Origin of the sequence: Bradyrhizobium sp. JYMT SZCCT0180 (assembly GCF_018130165.1) — a bacterium.
In the GTDB taxonomy this organism is placed as follows: Bacteria; Pseudomonadota; Alphaproteobacteria; order Rhizobiales; family Xanthobacteraceae; genus Bradyrhizobium.
Map to the genome: position 1 here is coordinate 1 of NZ_JAFCLZ010000038.1, position 16919 is coordinate 16919.

Below are 16919 nucleotides of genomic sequence, written 5' to 3' on the forward strand. Positions count from 1 at the left end.
CCGGCGTAAAATCAAGCGCGCCGGTTGGGACGACGCCTTCCTCTTGGCTACCCTCAGCCATATGCGATAGCCCTGCCGCAAGCGGGGCGAGGTAAGAGAAGAGCGCCTCTACGGATGCGACACCGCGTAAAGCTCATACTCCCCGCGCACCAGCTCGATATGCGCGCGCATCGCGGCCGCGGCGCCGGCCTTGTCGCCGCGCATGATCGCGACCACGACGCGGTCATGTTCGGCGTGCGATTTGGCGAGGCGCCCGAGATTGCGGAACTGCGCGCGCCGGAACGGCTGCACGCGCACCCGCGTCGCCAGGGTCATCTCGGCGATATAGCCATTTTGCGAGCCGGCATAGATTGCGTTGTGAAAGCGCTCGTTGACCTCGTGGAAGCTTTCGGGATTGCCCGCATGGCTTAGCACCCGCAGTTCCTCGTGGATTGCCTCCAGCTTCTGGCGATCCGCTGCTGGCATCCGCTCCGCGGCAAGTCCCGCGCACAGCGCTTCCAGCTCCGCCATCGCCTCGAACATTTCCGTCAGCCGCTCGATCGACGGCTGCGCCACCACGGCGCCGCGATGGGCCCGGGATTCGACCAGACCACTCGCCACCAGCTGCCGCAGCGCCTCGCGCACCGGCGTTCGCGACACGCTGAAGCGCCGCGCAATATCGGTCTCGTCCAGCCCCGATCCCGGCGCCAGCACGCCGCGCACGATCTCGTCCGCAAGCTGCAGCCGCAATTCCTCTGCGCGCGTGACCTTGTCCGCCTGCGGCGAGGCACGGTCGACGCGCCGCACCACCGGCTCGCCTTCGGGGCCGGATTGCGGGCTGCGGGTAGGAAGATCGTCAAGGCTCATGTCGTTTGACCCAAATCCTTTCGAAATCCTGCCCTACGAGGCCGGCTCGTCGATGATGCTGACGTGGGCGGCGACGATTCTCCACCCTTCGGAAAACCGCACCCAGGTCTGCATCTGCCGTCCCACCTTCTTGCCGCTCCACGCATCGCGATAGAACAATGTCGAGGCAACAGCGGTATCGCGGCCATAGCTGGTGATGACGGTCTTGTCGGTCGTACGCATCAGCCCCACCGGCGAGCGCCCAGCGCGGAACGCCATGATGGCCTCATAGCCGTAGAGATTTTCGGCGATGCCGTAGCGCAGCGTGCGGGGATCGTTGCGGAACAATTCATCCAGCACCGCGACGTCGTTCGACACCAGCGCCGCTTCATAGCGCGCGAATTGCGCTGACACCTCGGCGAGCACGTCGGGAAGATCGATATCCATGGCTAAATTCCTCGCTAGATTCCTCTTGGCGCAGGCGCCGCAGCAACGCCGGATTGCTCCAGCGCATGAGCGACGCGAAGCGCTATATCCTCGCGCCACGGTGCGGCGATGATCTGGACTCCGATCGGCATCGGCTCCAGCGGCACCGGCACCGCGACCACGGGCAGCCCGATGAACGAAATCGGCTGGGTGTGAATGCCGATATTGGCGCGCACCGGCAGTTCGACGCCGTCGAGCTTGAACATTACCTGCCCGAGTTTGGGCGCGGTGCAGGGCGTCGCCGGCGCGATAATTACGTCGACCGATTTGAACAGCTCCAGCACTTGCGAGCGATACCAGCGGCGGAACTTTTGCGCGCGGTCGACCAGCGGCGCCGGCACCATCGCGCCCGCGATCAGACGATCGCGCACCGCCGGATCGAAATCGTTCGGGCGCTTACGCAGGCGATCGAGATGCAGCGACGCGCCCTCGGTGGTTGAGATGACGTAAGCCGCGGCTCGGGCGCGCGCGGCCTCGGGGATTTCAATCGTCTGCGTCGCACCGAGCGCCTTGGCGACGCGCGCCACGGCCTCGACGGCCTCCGGAAACACATTCTTCTGGAAATAGCCGCCGGCAATCGCGACCCGCAGGCCGCCGATGCCTTGCGCGAGCTGCGACGTCACTGGCTCGACCGCACGCGTCGAGCACGCGGCGTCGTCGGCATCAGGCCCCTGCATCGCATCATAGGCCAGTGCGAGATCGCCGACGCTGCGCGCAAAAGGTCCGAGATGATCGAAGCTCGCCACGAACGGAAACGAGCGCGCCCGCGACAGCCGGCCGTAGGTCGGCTTCAGGCCAAAGATCCCGCAGAACGACGACGGCACCCGGATCGAGCCATTGGTGTCCGAGCCCAGCGCGATCGGCACCAGGCCGCCGCCAACCGAACTGCCGGAACCACCGGATGAACCGCCCGTCATGCGGGTCGGATCATGCGGATTGCGCGACGGGCCGTCATGGACGTTCTCGCCGGTAAAGTCGTAGGCGTACTCACCCATGTTGAGCGCGCCGACCAGGACGGCGCCCGCCGCCTCCATGCGCTCGACCAGCGTCGCATCGCGCGAAGACGGCGCGAGGTCGCGGTTGATCTTCGAGCCCGCGCGCGTCGGCAGGCCCTTCACGTCGAACAGGTTTTTCACCGCGAACGGCACGCCCGCGAGCGGGCCGACTTTCTGCCCCGCGGCGACAGCGGCATCGACGGCGCGGGCTTTCGCACGTGCGCGATCTGCGGTGACATCAGTGAATGAATTCAGCACAGGATCGTGCTTGGCAATCCGCGCCAATGCGGCTTCGGTCGCCGCCAGCGCCGTCATCTTGCCGCCGGCCACCGCCTGGGCGATCTCTTGTGCGGTCATGGCGCGGTCAGGCTGCGAAGACACTGGCGGGCTCGGTTTCGTCGGGCAATGCAAATTCGTCGACCAGACGCGCCAGCCTCAGCGATACTTCGAGGTTCGCACGCACCGCCGGCCGCCAGGAATCTTCCACCGGCAACGCCAAGGCTTTCGCGACGGCGTCGATATAGTCGTCCAGGGGTTCGGCCAATTTACCCGTCACGTTCTCTCCCTATCTTGTCATCGCCCGGCTTGACCGGGCGATCCAGTAAACACCGGCGATTACTGGATGCCCCGCTTTCGCGGAGCATGACAGCAAAATCAAACCGGCAACGGCGGATGCGGGATCGCCGTCAGCAGTTCCTTTGTATAGGCGTCCTGCGGATTGCCCAAGACCTGTTCGGACGGGCCCTGTTCCACGATTCGTCCCGCGCGCATCACGATGACACGATCGCACAACAGGCGCACCACATTCAAATCATGGGAGACAAACAGATAACTCATGCCCATCGACGACTTGAGGTCCTGCAGCAGATTGAGCACCACTGCCTGGACGGAAACGTCGAGCGCCGCGGTCGGCTCGTCGAGGATCACGAGTTTTGGGTGCAGCGCAATCGCGCGGGCGATGCCGACGCGGGCCTTCTGGCCGCCGGACAATTGGTGCGGAAAGCGATCGAGCAGATTAATGGGGAGACCCACCAGCCCGGCGAGTTCCTCGCAACGGGCGCGCAGCGCATCGCGTCCCCTGATGTCGCCGAGCTGCATGATCGGATCGACGATGGCGCGCGCCGCCGTGAAGCGCGGGTTGAGGCTATCGGTCGGATCCTGGAACACCATCTGGATGCTCTTGCGCAACGGGAGCCGCGCGAAGGCGTTGGGCAGCATGGTGCCGATCTCGTCGCCATCGAACACGATGCGGCCCGAGGTCTGGTCCAGCAGCCGCATCACCATCATCGACGTCGTCGATTTGCCGCAACCGGATTCACCGACCAGGCCGACGCTCTCGCCGTGGCCAACCGAAAAGCTGATTCCGTCGACCGCGCGGAACAGTTCGGCCTCGATCGGCGGCTTGCGCGAGAACAGCTTACCGAGAACAGCCGTGGCGCCCTGGCGCGGATATTCCTTCACCAGTTTCTCGACCAGCAGCAGCGGCTTGGTTTCGTTGTCGGCCGGCACAGCTGAAGTCAGTGCCGGCAGCGCCGCCGCGTCTTCTTCCGGCAACAGATCGCGCAAGGAGACGCCGATCCGCGGCGTCGCGCGCATCAGCTTCTTGGTGTAGGCATGTTCGGGGTTGGCGAAGATGTCGGCGGATTTCGCGGTCTCGACCACCCGGCCCTTTTCCATCACCACCACACGATCGCAATAGGCGGCGGCGAGGCCGAGGTCATGCGTGATCAGGATCGTCGACATGCCGCGCCGTTTCGTGAGTTCGACAATCAGATCCATCACCGCTTTCTGCGTGGTGACGTCAAGGCCGGTGGTCGGCTCGTCGGCGATCAGGAGCTGCGGATTGCAAGCCAGCGCCAGCGCGATCACGACGCGCTGGCACATGCCGCCGGAAAGTTCGAACGGATAGGCATGGTACCGCTCGCGCGGGCGCGCGATCTTGACCTGCTCCAGCGCCTCGATCGCCTTCTCGCCGCGATCACTGGCCGCTGACTGCACATGCTGGCGCAGCACGTCCTCGATCTGGTCGCCAACCTTGCGGATCGGATTGAGCGCCGCGCGCGGGTTCTGGAAGATCATCGAGATTTCGCGGCCGCGCAAATCCCGCATCTGGTTCTCGGTCGCGACCTTGACGTCGATGCCGGAAAACATCACCGAGCCTTCGGCGATCTTGCCGGCGCGGTCGAGGATCCGCATCACGGCATAGGATGTCACCGACTTGCCGGAGCCGGACTCGCCGACGATACCGAGCGTCTCGCCCTTGGCCACGGAGATGTTGACGTGCTGCACCGCTTTCACGATGCCGCGCCGCGTGGCGAATTCCACCGTGAGATCGTTGACGTCGAGCAATGGCTGCGCGGTCATCGGTATGTCCTCAGGTTCTTCGCTGCGGATCGACGATATCGCGCAGACCATCGCCGAGCAGGTTGAAGCAAAACACCGCGATCATCAGCGCGAGGCCGGGGAACAGCGCGATCCACCATTCGCCCGACACCATGAAGCCGGCGCCCTCCGCGACCATGATGCCCCATTCGGCGGTCGGCGGCCGCACGCCAAGGCCGATGAAGGACAGACCGGCGGCGTTGAGGATCGCGTAACCCATGGTCAGCGACATCTGCACGATCATGATCGGCATGATGTTGGGCAGGATGTGCACCAGCAGAATCCGGAATTCGCCATTGCCCGACAACCGCGCCGCCTGCACGAAGCCGGCGTTGCGCCGGACATTGGCCTCGGCGCGGGCGACGCGGGCATAGAGCGGAAAATTCACGATCGCGGTGGCGATGATGATGTTCTGCACGGTATTGCCGAGCGCCGCGACGATGCCCATCGCCAGCACGAACAGCGGAAACGCCATGATGGTGTCGGCGACACGTCCGACGATGCGGTCGGTCCAGCCGCCGAAATAGCCGCCGGCGATGCCGGCAAGCCCGCCCATCAGGAACACCAGAGCCACGGAAGCGACCGCGATGAACACATCCAGCCGGGTGGCGACGATGACGCGGCTGAAGATATCGCGGCCCAATTGATCGGTGCCGAACCAGTGCGCCGCCGACGGCGCCTTCAAGGCAGCTGATGTGTCGCTGGCGAGCGGATCGTAGGGCACAATGTAGGGACCGAACACGGCCGCGAACAGGATCACGATCAACAGCCCAAAGGCAAACGCGGTCACGCGGTTCTCGCCGAGCACATAGCGGGTGTGTTCGAAGATCGCTGTTAGTCCCGACGTTCGCGCGGGACCGACAGGTTCGACGGCAGGCGCAACGGTGCTCATGCTTACCCTTCCAATCTCACGCGCGGATCGATTACGCCGTACAGAATGTCGATGATCAGATTGAGCAGTACGTACATGACCGCCATGGTCAGCACAAAGCCCTGCACCGGCGCAAAGTCCGACGAGATCAGCGCTTCCACCGCGTAGGAGCCGATGCCGGGCCAGGCGAAGACTTTTTCCACCAGCACGTTGGCCCCGAGCAGGAACGAGAACACCATGCTGAGCGTGGTGATCACAGGCAGCATCGCGTTACGGAACGCATAGGTGACGATCACGGTACCCGGCGACAGGCCAGAGGCGCGCGCCGTGCGCACGAAATCCGAGGCCAGCACCGCCAGCATCGAGGCCCGCGTCATGCGCGCGATCGGCGCCAGCGAGAAAATCGCCAGCGTCGTCGCGGGCAGGATCAGCTGGCTCAGCGCGGAGCGAAACGCCTCGAGATCGCGCGCGATCAGGGTGTCGATGAGATAGAAGCCGGTCACGGTCGGCGGCGCGCTGTAGAACACGTCGAGCCGGCCGAGCGGTGCCGGCGACCAGCCGAGCCGGAAATAGAAGATGTAGACCAGCACCAGACCGGTGAAGAACACCGGCAGCGAGACTCCGGCCGTCGTCGTTATCCGGCACAGGTGGTCGATCCACGAGCCAGGCCGGGTGGCGGCCAGCACGCCGAGCGGGATCGCGATCACGATGGACACAAACAGGCCGAGCAGCGTCAGTTCGGCGGAAGCCGGCAGGCGATTGCGGATTTCGGCGGCGACGGGCTGGCCGGTGGTCAGCGAATTGCCGAAATCGCCATGGGCGAGATCATTGGTGTAGCGGAAGAACTGTTCGATCAGCGGCTTGTCGAGTCCGAGTTTTTTCCGGATCTGCTCGACCGCCTCCTTGGTCGCGGCGGGCCCGGCAAAATACGCGGCGGGATCGCCGGGCAGCGCCCGCGTCAGCAGGAACGTCACGATCACGACCCCGATCAGCGACGGGATCGCAAACATCAGCCGCTTGCCGATCATGGTCAGCATGGCGGATTACGCCTTCACCAGCGCACGATAATCGAGACGGCGGTGGAACCAGTATTGATAGCCCGAGATGTTCTTCTGCATCGCGACGTTGACAAAGGGCTGATACAGCGGAATCCGCGGGATGTCCTTATAGGCGAGATCGACAAAGCCCTTCACGTCGCTGTCGTAGGCCGCCTTGTCACCAGTCGAGGCCGCGTTGCGTGCGCCGTCGATGAGCTTGTCCATCTCCGGCGACTTGTAGCTCATGGTGTTGAAGACGGAATTGTTGCCGTGATAGCACCAGTAGAAGAAGTATTCGGGGTAATCGAGCCAGCCCGAGAACACGTTGGTGTAGAGCGGCATCTCCTTCTTGTTCAACTCGGTGCGCCAGTTGGCGCCGGGGATCTTGTTGATCGTGGTCTTGATGCCGATCTGGGCGAGGCTCTCCTGCACCAGCACGCAGAGCGGCTCGTTGACCCCTGCGAAATTGAGATCGAACGAGATCGTGGTCTCGAAGCCGCTGGCGTAGCCGGCTTCCGCGAGCAGCGCCTTCGCCTTGGCCATGTCGGTGGCGTATTTGGTCGGCTGCGGCCACGCCACTTCGGTGGCCTTTTCGGCGGACGCGCCGAACATCGGGTTGGCGAGGCCGAACAGCACGACGTCCATGATTTTCTGATAGGGCAGCGCGTAGGCGATCGCCTGGCGCACCTTGGGATTATCGAACGGCGGCTTGGTGACGTTCATGCCGATATACTGGATGCCGTTACTGAACGGCAGCGACACCACATTGAGCTTGCCGTTGGCCTTCATCTCCTGGAAATCCTTGAACGGCAGTTCATAGGAGATGTCGGCGTCGCCACGCTCCAGCAGCGCGCGGCGGTTGCCGGCCTGCGGCACCATGCGCCAGATCACGCGCTTGATCTTCGGCAGGGGACCGCCGACCCAGGCGTCGTTGCGCTCCATGATGACTTCGGTGCCGGCGGTCCACTTCGACAGCTTGTAGGCGCCGGAGCCCGCGGTCTGCTGTTTTGTATATTCGAGACCCCAGGGATCCTTCTCGGAGGCGTTCTTCTTCACGAGCTCCGAATTGACTATGCAGGGCACGATGACGGCGAGGTCGGGGATCGTCAGGCGGTCTTTCTTGGCAAAGTCGACGCGCAGCGTGTTGTCGTCGACGACAACGAACTGCTCGGGCTTGGTCAGCGAGCCCGCGCTCATCTGGAAGGTCGGGAAGCCGCCGACCGAGACCGCGCGATCGAGCGACCATTTGACGTCCTTGGCCGCGACCGGCGTGCCGTCATGGAATTTCGCGTTCTTCTTCAGCTTGAAGGTCACCGACATGTCGTCGATCTTCATGTCGTCGGCGAGTTCGCCCTTGAACTTGTCGCGGTCGTAATACGGCACGCCTCCGGGACCGCTCTTCATCTCGTGGGTGATCAGGCGGTCGTAGCAATTCCACGACACTTCATAACCGGGCACGTTGGTGCCGACGCCATGGATGTCGAGGTTGTTGGGACCGCCTTCCGAGACAATCAGAAGCGTCTCCGACCGCGCATCGGCCTTGGCGGGGGAGAAGATGGCCGGCGCCGGCACCAGGGCGCCCGCGGCCACCCCGGTGACGGATTTCAGGAAATCGCGACGCTTCATGTGATGCTCCAACGCCTGAGGGAAACGGCTTTGGAACCGGGAATCGCAAGGTTCGTGCCAAACCTTAATGGAAAGCTAAATCTGATATAATTATCTGATAATACTACTGAATATCAATTTTATGATGCATCTGGCTCCGCCAACGCGACGCTCAAATTGCATACAAAGAGGCAGATTTGCTTACTTGCTATGCAAATATTTTTGCGCGCCTCTTTGATGTGCGGTTTCGTCGCACCCGTCAGACCGGCCAGACCAGGTCCTGCAATTCGGAAAGGTTGCCGGCCTTGCCCTGCCAGTTCTCGATGCAGATATGCCGGACCGGATCGCCGGCCCGGTGCAACAGCATCAGCGCCATCAGCCGCCGTTTCATGGCCGGGTTGATGTCGGCGGGCGCGTATCCGAACCCTTCGAACAGGCTCCGCATCCGCTGTGGGTTTCCCGCGGCCATGAAGGCGCTCGGACCGAGCAGGTCATATTCGCCCCAGCCGGTCATTACGTCGCCGAAATCAAACAGCCCCGACAGGCGCCAGCCGGCGCCTTCCCGGCTCAACAGGAAGTTCTCCGGAATGTATTCGCCGGTCAGGATGACCGGCGGCTTGTCCAGCGGAATGATCTTCGCGGCATCGCGCAGGATGTCGTCGAAGCCATCGAGAAACTTCTGCGGCATCCCGAGGCGCTCGTGCCGCGCGCGGCAGCCCTCGATTTGCCTGGATATGAACCGGCCCCACTGCGGCTCGATGTCTGCGAGTTCTCCGAGCGGGGCGCGCTGCACTTCGGCGATAACAGCGCCGATCTGCGCAAGCACGCGCTCCTTCTGGTCTTCAGGCAGCGTCGGCCAGACCTCGGAGCCGACGACACCATGCAGCCGCGTGATGATGAGATAGGGCCACCCGTCGCGCTCGCCTTCGAACAGGATTTCCGGAATCGGGATGCTCAATTGTCCGCGTAACTGCCTCAACGAAGCGCGCTCGGAGGCAAACTGGCCGCGAAGCATCGGCGGAAAGAGCTTCAGAATCAGTTCGTCGCCAAGGCCGACGACAAGGTTGGTACCGGTCGCGAAAACATGCGGCGCCGCCGGCTTCAAGCCGTGGCCATGGGCAATGTCCAACGCCACCGGCAGCCATCGCGAGGTGTCGGCGCGCCAGGCATGGAAGGCTTCGTAGTCGGCGAGGATCGGCAGTAAAGGTGTCATCAAATCAACCGTCATTCGATAGCGACGACTTGTCCGCCGTAGCTGATCAGCGAAGGCGGAAGCAATCCATCCTTCCGTTATGCCGCGCGATGGATTGCTTCGCTTCGCTCGCAATGACGGAAGGTCGAGATCGCAGGCGCCTACCTGTCCGGATTCGCCCGCTCGAACTGCCGCAGCAGACGGTTGCCGCGCTCGGCGGCGAGGTCGAGGGCGGCCTGCGCGGTTCGCTTGCCGCTGAAGACCTGCTCCAGTTCCTCGTCGATCGCGTCGCGGATCAGCACGAACGAGCCAAGCCGGATTCCCTTGGAGTGCTCGGTCGGCGGCTTCAAGGTCATCTGCTCGATCGAGATCGCCGCTCCGGGATTGCGATCATAGAACCCCTGCGCACGTGAGAGATCGAAGGCGGCGCGGGTGATCGGCAGATAGCCGGTGTTCTGGTGCCAGGCCGCCTGGACTTCCGGCTTCGACAGAAACGCGAAAAACTTCGCGACCCCGGTATATTCATCGCGTGGCCGGGCCCTCAGCACCCATAGGGTCGCACCGCCGATGATGGTGTTCTGCGGCGCGCCGTTGACGTCGGGATAATACGGCATCAGGCCGTAGCCGACCTCGAACTTCGAATTGGCCTTGATGTCGGCGCGGGTCGCCGACGAACCGATGAAGATTCCGCACTCGCCCTTCTGGAAGCGCGGCTCGGCCGACTGGCCGCGGCCGCTATAGTCGTACACTTTCGTGGCCTGCCATTCCGCGAGCTGCGTGATGTGGCGCACCACGGTCGGGTTGTTGAAGGTCAGTTCGGCGTCGAGACCGCCAAACCCATTGCCCTTGGTCGCCAGAGGCAAGTTATGGAATGCTGAAAAATTCTCGACATTGATCCAGGAAGGCCAGGAGGTGGTAAGGCCGCAGACCGCGCCTGCCGCGCGCAGCTTCTTCGCCGCGGCCCCAACATCGGGCCAGGTTTTCGGCGCCGCTTCCGGATCGAGACCGGCGGCGCGGAAGAGGTCCTTGTTGTAGTAGAGGATCGGTGTCGAGGCGTTGAAGGGGAACGATAGCATGTTGCCGGCGACGTCGGAATAATAGCCGGCGACGGCCGGCAGATAGGCCGTCGGCGAGAACGGCTCCGACTGGTCGCGCATCAACTCGAACACCGGATAGATCGCGCCCTTTGCCGCCATCATGGTCGCGGTCGCGATCTCGTTGACCTGAACGATGGCGGGCTGGCTGCGCGAACGGAAGGCGAAGATCGCCGCCGTCACCGTTTCCGTGTAACTGCCCTTGTAGGTCGGAACGATCCGGTAGTCGGATTGCGAGGCGTTGAAATCGGCCGCGAGCTTCTCCAGCTGCTTGCCGAGCTCACCCGACATCGCGTGCCACCACATGATCTCGGTGGTCGCCTGCGCCGGAGACACCAGCACGGTGAATGCGAGCGCGACAAACTGAAACAACCTCAAGACCGACTTCACTGATGAATCACTTTGCCAAAACCGCTTGTCAGGACCGCGATCAAATCTGCGCGCTGCGCCTCAATAGATGCCCGCGCCCGCCGTTTCAATCCACTACCGCCGTCGCACCGCACAATTAACGATTGCAGCGGCTCCCGATAGCCAAGCGTGGGTGCTTTCTGCTAAAAAACATTGAACCTTTTTCTCCCGCCGCAGACTTCTTCACAAGGGGATTTGTTGCCTGTGTATCGCCGCGCCGACCTTTCGCGGATCATAATGCTTGTTCTGGCGTTGTTCCTGACAGCGGCCTCAACGAGCACTTTTGCGCGCGAATTTCGCGCCGCCGATACCCAGAACGAGAGTTATCCGACCGTGCAGGCGCTGCACTATATGGGCAGCCTGGTTGCGGAACGCACCGGCGGCCGCCACGAGATCAAGGTGTTCCATTCGCGCCAGCTCGGCGAAGAAAAGGAAACCCTGGAGCAGACCCGCGCAGGCGCCATCGATATCAATCGTACCAACGTCGCATTGATCGGGACCATGGTGCCGGCGATGAATGTGCTGGCGATGCCGTTTCTGTTCCGCTCCATCGAGCATTTGCAGAAGGTGCTGGATGGTCCTATCGGCAACGATATCCTGGACAGCTTCGAACCTTACGGCTTCGTCGGCCTCGCGTTCTACGATTCCGGCGCCCGCTCGATCTACAACCACGTCCGCCCGGTCACCTCGATGGCCGATCTCAAGGGCTTGCGGATTCGGGTGCAGCAGTCCGAGCAGATGGTCGCGATGATCCGCTCGCTCGGCGCCGATCCGGTCGCACTGCCCTACGGTCAGGTGCTGACCGGACTCTCCACCAAATTGATCGACGGCGCCGAGAATAACTGGCCGTCCTTTGTCACCACCGATCACTACAAATTCGCCGGCTTCTACACCCTCACCGAACATACGATGAGCCCGGAAGTGCTTGTCATGTCGAAGAAGGCGTGGTCTGGCCTGTCACCCGAAGACCAGAAGACCTTCCGCGAAGCCGCACAGCGCTCGAGCCGCTTCATGCGCGAGAAATGGCGCGATCTCGAAGAGCGCTCGCGCAAGCAGGCGGAAGACGCCGGCGTCAAGATCGTCACCGATTTCGACCGCAAGCCGCTCGAGGCGGCGATGGCGGGAATTTACACCAGGGCGCAGCAAGACCCCGCGATGGCGCAGCTCATCGAACGAATTCGTGGGGTGCAGTGAGTTGGCCGTAACCTCGCAACAGGAAGGATCAGTGGAACGGCCGGCAAGCCTCGCCGCGCGCGGCCGTATTCGCATCGTCCAGGTGCTGCGCGCGGTCCCGATCCGCTGGCGCATCCTGTCGATCGCGGCCCTGAACTCCGCCGTGGTCGTGGTGCTCGCCGCGCTGATATGGAACGGCGCCAAGGTGCTCGGTTCGGCCTGGGAAGATGTCCGCCATGTCAGGGAATCCGACAAGATCCTGGCGCTGCTCGAAAGCGAGACCAGCCGGCTGCAGAACCTGATCCATCGCTACATCAACCAGCCGAGCCCGGAACTGTTCGCGGAGATCCTGCTGCTGCGTGAAGCCGTCCTCGGCACGCTGACCAACCGCGCCTCAAACGACCCGATGCTTTCGGGCTCGGTGGCGCAGCTCGAGCAGGTCACCGACCGCTTCCTCAACGGTTTCGGCGAACTGCGCGCGGTGCAGGCGACGATCTCGAAAACCTACGAGCAGCAGGTGCTGGGCCCGGCCAGGGACATGGCCGGGCTCTATTCCATCATCGAGGGCGCCACCGGGCACCGCGATGCGCTGATCTGGCCGTCGCTTGGAAAATCCCGCGAGGCGTTTACCGGGATGCTGGTCGCCGCCAACGCCTATTACCTTTCGCTGGCGTCGGCGTCGGCCGAGGACGCCCGCCGCAATACCGAGACGATCGAAAAGACCATCCCGGTCATGTCCGACCTCGCCGACAATGATCTGCAGCGCATGGCGCTGACGCGGCTGCATGCTAAAACCCTGGCGCTGCGCGAGGGACTGGCGAAGCTGACCGAGCAGCTTGCGATCCGGACCGAATTGTTGCGCAACACCATCGACGCCAGCCAGGCCGATGCGATCGGCGTGATCGACGGCCTGTCGGTGAAGATGCGCCAGCGCGAGCAAAAGGCGCAGGAAACCTTCGACCGCACGCTGGCGGGCATTTCGCGCCGCGTGCTGTCGATCGCCGTGATCTTCCTCGGCATCATCCTGTCCGCGGGTGTCCTGATCGCGCTCTCGATCCGGCTGCCGCTGCAGCAGATCATGGCGTCGATGCACGCGATCACCTCGGGCAATTACGATCGCGCCGTGCAGGGCACGTCAGCCAAGGACGAGGTCGGCGCGATGGCGCGCGCGGTGGAGGTGTTCCGCGAAAACGCCATCGCCAAACGCAAGACCGAGGACGAACTGCGCGCGTCGAAGGAAAAGGCCGAGGGCGCGCTGCTCGAACTCAATGCCGCCCAGCAGAACCTGATCGACGCCGAACGGCTGGCGGCGCTTGGCGGCCTGGTCGCCGGCGTCGCCCACGAGGTCAACAACCCGATCGGCATCAGCCTGACGGTGGCATCGAGCTTCGCGCGCCGCGCTGATATCTTCGAGACCGAGCTGCGCACCGAGCCGCTGCGCCGCTCCAAGCTCGACGAGTTCGTCAAGAGCTCGCGCGACGCCGCCGGGCAACTGGTGGCCAATTTGCACCGTGCCGGCGAACTGATCCAGTCGTTCAAGCAGGTGGCGGTGGACCGCTCCCATGCCGAGCGCCGGCAATTCAGCCTCAGCGAGGCCACCGACCAGATCGTGGCGAGCCTGCGCCCGGTATTGAAGAAGGCGACGATTACGCTGTCGGTCGACGTGCCGGAGGGCCTGTTGATCGACGGCTATCCCGGCTCCTACGGCCAGATTTTAACCAATCTTTTCCTCAACGCAGCCAATCATGCCTTCGCCGACGGCCGTTCCGGAGCGATCTCGCTTTCGGCACGGGCCCGCGGCAGTGACGATGTCGAAATCATTTTTGCCGATAATGGGGCCGGAATGACGCCGGACGTCCAGCGGCAGGCGTTCGATCCGTTCTTTACCACGCGCCGCAACGAGGGCGGCACCGGACTGGGCTTGCATATCGTCTATAATCTTGTCACTCAACAGCTCGGCGGCCGGATGATGCTGGAGTCAAGGCTAGGACAAGGCACCACTTTCCGCATTATCATGCCCAAGGTCGCCAAGGGAATCGTAACCAGCGGACCCACGATCACAGACGCAGCAGCCGACGGAACCCCTCAATGGCCGAACAGGACGATGTCCTCCACCTGATCGACGATTCCGAAACCGCCCCGGATGATTCGTCTGTACGCAAATGGAAGATCGCCGTCATCGACGACGATCAGGCGGTGCATGAAGGCACCCGGTTTGCGCTGAGCGACTACAACCTCCACGGCGGCACGCTGGAAATCCTCTCCGCCTATTCCGCGGCTGAAGGCCGCGTCCTGATGCGCAACAATCCCGATATCGCCGCCGTGCTGCTCGACGTCATCATGGAAACCGACGTCGCCGGCCTCGACCTCGTCGAGTACATCCGCAACGACATCAAGAACGAGACCGTCCGCATCATCCTGCGCACCGGCCAGCCCGGCCAGGCGCCGGAGCGCCGCGTCATCGTCCAGTACGACATCAACGACTACAAGGCCAAGACCGAGCTCACCGCCGACAAGCTGTTCACCTCGCTGACCGCCGCCTTGCGCAGCTACCAGCAGCTCGAGCGCATGGTGCAGACAAGGCGCGGGCTCGAAATCATCATCGACGCCGCCTCGACCCTGTACGACTTCAAATCGATGCAGCGCCTCGCCGAAGGGGTGCTGACGCAACTGGCTTCACTGCTCAATGTCGACTGCGCCGGTATACTGGTGCTGCGCGACGACGGCGCCCCCGGCAGCGAATTCTCCGTGCTGGCGGGCTCGGGTTGCTACAGCCGCTTCATCGGCTCGACCAGTTCAAAATCGCTCGATCCGGATTTGCGGCAGATGGTGGAAGACGCCTTCACGCGCCGCAAGAACGAGTTCGCCGACCACCGCAGCGTGCTTTACCTGCGCACCGGCTCTGGCCGTGAAGTCGTGGTGCTGCTGCAGGCCGAACGCCAGCTCTCCGACACCGACCGCGCGCTGGTCGAGATTTTCTCCAGCCGGCTGTCGATCGCGTTCGACAATGTGATCCTCTACCAGCAGCTGCATGCGGCCAATACCCAGCTCGAAGACCGCGTCGCCCAGCGCACCCGCGCGCTGATGCAGGCCAACCGCCGGCTTTCGGCGCAGTGGCTTCGGCTGCAGCGCGCCAACGGCTTCAAGAACGAAATCCTCGGCACCGTCGCCCACGACCTGAAAAACCCGCTCGGCGTCATTCTCGGCCGCACCGAAATGCTCAACGAACTGATCGGCGCCGGTTCGCCGAAGGAAAACGTCACGGCGCAGGTCGACCACATCCGCGACGCCACCAAGCGCCTGACCTCGATGGTCGATCATCTGATTTCGGACGCGATGGCCGATGCCTTCGACATCACCATCCGCCGCGAGCCGGTCGACGTCGGCGCCCTGGTGGCCGAAGTCACCGACGCCAATCTGCCCTCTGCCGTGAACAAGCAGCAGACCATCAGCGTCTCCGCGCCGCCGAATTTCGTCACCATGTGCGACGTCGATCGGATCCGCGAGGCGATCGACAATCTGGTCAGCAATGCCATCAAATATTCACCGATCGGCGGCAAGATCACGGTCGGCGTCACCCATGAGGGGGACAACACCGTCGTCCGGATCACGGACGAGGGCGCGGGCCTGTCGCCCGAGGATCTTGGTCGGCTGTTCGGCCGCTTCCAGCGGCTGTCGGCCAAGCCGACCGCGGGCGAAAGCTCGACCGGCCTCGGTCTATCGATCGTCAAACGCATTATCGACATGCATGGCGGCCATGTGACCGCGGATAGCCCAGGCCCCGGACAGGGGTCGACCTTTACGGTTACACTGCCTGCAGCAGAGACATCATGAGCCAGAGCCAGCACATCATCATCGTCGACGACGAGGCGCCGGCCCGCGAAATGGTCGGTGATTACCTCAAGATGCACGGTTTCGCGGTGACGCTGTGCGACGGCGGCAAGAGCCTGCGCGGCGTCATCGAAACCAATGTGCCCGACCTCGTCGTGCTCGACCTCAACATGCCCGAGGAAGACGGGCTCTCGATCATCCGCGACCTGAAGAGCCGCATCAACGTCCCCGTCATCATGCTGACGGCGACCGCCAGCCCGATCGACCGCGTCGTCGGCCTCGAGCTTGGCGCCGACGATTACATCGCAAAGCCCTGCGAGCTGCGCGAATTGATGGCGCGCATCCGCTCGGTGCTGCGGCGCAGTGCACCGGTCAAGGCGGCGACGCCCGAGGCCGCCGGCGCCAAGGCGGAAAAGGAGCAATTGGTGCGGTTCGGCACCAAATGGCTCGATCTCGAAGCCCAGGCGCTGCGCGACGACGAAGGCAACGAGCATCCGCTGACCGCGTCCGAATTCGGCCTGTTGAAGGTGTTCGCGGCCAATCCGAAGCGGGTGCTGTCGCGCGAGCGGCTGCTGGAACTGGCGAATGCGCGCGACGCCGAAGCCTTCGACCGTGCGGTCGACCTCCGCATCATGCGGATCCGGCGCAAGATCGAGATCGACCCGACCAAGCCGGCCGTCATTCGCACCATCCGCGGCGGCGGCTATCTGTTCTCGCCGACCGGCGAGAAGGGCTAGCTGCCAACTGCTCCCTCGCCCCGTTCTTACGGGGAGAGGGTTGGGGTGAGGGGCCTCTCTCCGAGCAAAGACTGTCGAGGGACCTGGGACCTGTACCCCCTCACCCGGCGCTACGCGCCGACCTCTCCCCGCAAGCGGGGCGAGGTAAGAAGAAAGACGTCGCGTCGCCCCCGCGGAACCATTTTCGATCTGAAATCCTCCAATTTTCCGCACGTTGAAATTATTGCTATTTTCGCCCCGAATGTTTCGTCGCGGCCGCTGCGACGAAACAATTCTCCCCGGC

Annotated in this window: 14 protein-coding genes; 4 read left to right on the top strand and 10 right to left on the bottom strand. The window is 63.4% G+C overall.

The features are described 5' to 3' along the window. Positions 1–108: 108 nt before the first annotated feature. The 10 genes from JQ641_RS36005 to ugpB form a co-directional block, all read right to left on the bottom strand. A complete protein-coding gene (locus tag JQ641_RS36005) occupies positions 109–846 on the bottom strand; it encodes a GntR family transcriptional regulator (protein WP_212001737.1) in 738 nt (245 codons plus the stop codon). Positions 847–879: 33 nt separating this feature from the next. Further along, a complete protein-coding gene (gene hpxZ / locus JQ641_RS36010) occupies positions 880–1272 on the bottom strand; it encodes an oxalurate catabolism protein HpxZ (RefSeq protein WP_212001740.1) in 393 nt (130 codons plus the stop codon). A 14-nt stretch (positions 1273–1286) separates the two neighbouring features. Then, positions 1287–2663, bottom strand: a complete 1377-nt coding sequence (locus JQ641_RS36015) for an AtzE family amidohydrolase (protein ID WP_212001744.1) — start codon at positions 2661–2663, stop codon at positions 1287–1289. A 7-nt stretch (positions 2664–2670) separates the two neighbouring features. Then, a complete protein-coding gene (locus tag JQ641_RS36020; protein WP_192735513.1) occupies positions 2671–2850 on the bottom strand; it encodes a DUF4089 domain-containing protein in 180 nt (59 codons plus the stop codon). Positions 2851–2960: 110 nt separating this feature from the next. Further along, positions 2961–4670: a dipeptide ABC transporter ATP-binding protein gene (locus tag JQ641_RS36025; RefSeq protein ID WP_212001746.1), complete on the bottom strand. Its 1710-nt coding sequence runs from the start codon at positions 4668–4670 to the stop codon at positions 2961–2963. Between the two features lie 10 nt (positions 4671–4680). Next, positions 4681–5580: an ABC transporter permease gene (locus JQ641_RS36030; RefSeq protein WP_212001748.1), complete on the bottom strand. Its 900-nt coding sequence runs from the start codon at positions 5578–5580 to the stop codon at positions 4681–4683. A gap of 2 nt (positions 5581–5582) precedes the next feature. Further along, positions 5583–6596 carry an ABC transporter permease gene (locus JQ641_RS36035; RefSeq protein ID WP_212001749.1) on the bottom strand — a complete coding sequence of 338 codons (1014 nt, stop codon included), beginning with the start codon at positions 6594–6596 and terminating at the stop codon, positions 5583–5585. A gap of 6 nt (positions 6597–6602) precedes the next feature. Further along, positions 6603–8222 carry an ABC transporter substrate-binding protein gene (locus tag JQ641_RS36040; RefSeq protein WP_212001751.1) on the bottom strand — a complete coding sequence of 540 codons (1620 nt, stop codon included), beginning with the start codon at positions 8220–8222 and terminating at the stop codon, positions 6603–6605. Between the two features lie 238 nt (positions 8223–8460). Further along, positions 8461–9414 (bottom strand): aminoglycoside phosphotransferase family protein, encoded by a 954-nt coding sequence (locus tag JQ641_RS36045; RefSeq protein WP_212001753.1) that lies wholly within the window; start codon positions 9412–9414, stop codon positions 8461–8463. 140 nt (positions 9415–9554) lie between these two features. Then, complete coding sequence (gene ugpB / locus JQ641_RS36050) at positions 9555–10865, bottom strand: sn-glycerol-3-phosphate ABC transporter substrate-binding protein UgpB (RefSeq protein WP_502755030.1); 1311 nt, start codon at positions 10863–10865, stop codon at positions 9555–9557. 228 nt (positions 10866–11093) lie between these two features. On the opposite strand from ugpB, the gene JQ641_RS36055 reads away from it, so the two are divergent. Genes JQ641_RS36055 through JQ641_RS36070 form a run of 4 tightly spaced genes read left to right on the top strand, consistent with a single transcriptional unit; the run spans position 11094 to position 16636 of the window. Next, positions 11094–12089, top strand: coding sequence for a TRAP transporter substrate-binding protein (locus JQ641_RS36055; protein ID WP_212001757.1), 996 nt, complete (start codon positions 11094–11096; stop codon positions 12087–12089). Between the two features lie 31 nt (positions 12090–12120). Further along, on the top strand, positions 12121–14187 hold the full coding sequence (locus JQ641_RS36060; RefSeq protein WP_212001759.1) for a sensor histidine kinase: 2067 nt from the start codon (positions 12121–12123) through the stop codon (positions 14185–14187). Continuing rightward, positions 14157–15902: an ATP-binding response regulator gene (locus JQ641_RS36065; protein WP_212001765.1), complete on the top strand. Its 1746-nt coding sequence runs from the start codon at positions 14157–14159 to the stop codon at positions 15900–15902. Before JQ641_RS36060 ends, JQ641_RS36065 begins: the two co-directional genes overlap by 31 nt. Beyond that, the gene (locus JQ641_RS36070; protein ID WP_212001768.1) at positions 15899–16636 is read left to right on the top strand and encodes a response regulator; all 738 of its coding nucleotides are present in this window, start codon (positions 15899–15901) and stop codon (positions 16634–16636) included. The genes JQ641_RS36065 and JQ641_RS36070 overlap by 4 nt, the downstream gene beginning before the upstream one ends. Positions 16637–16919: the final 283 nt, after the last annotated feature.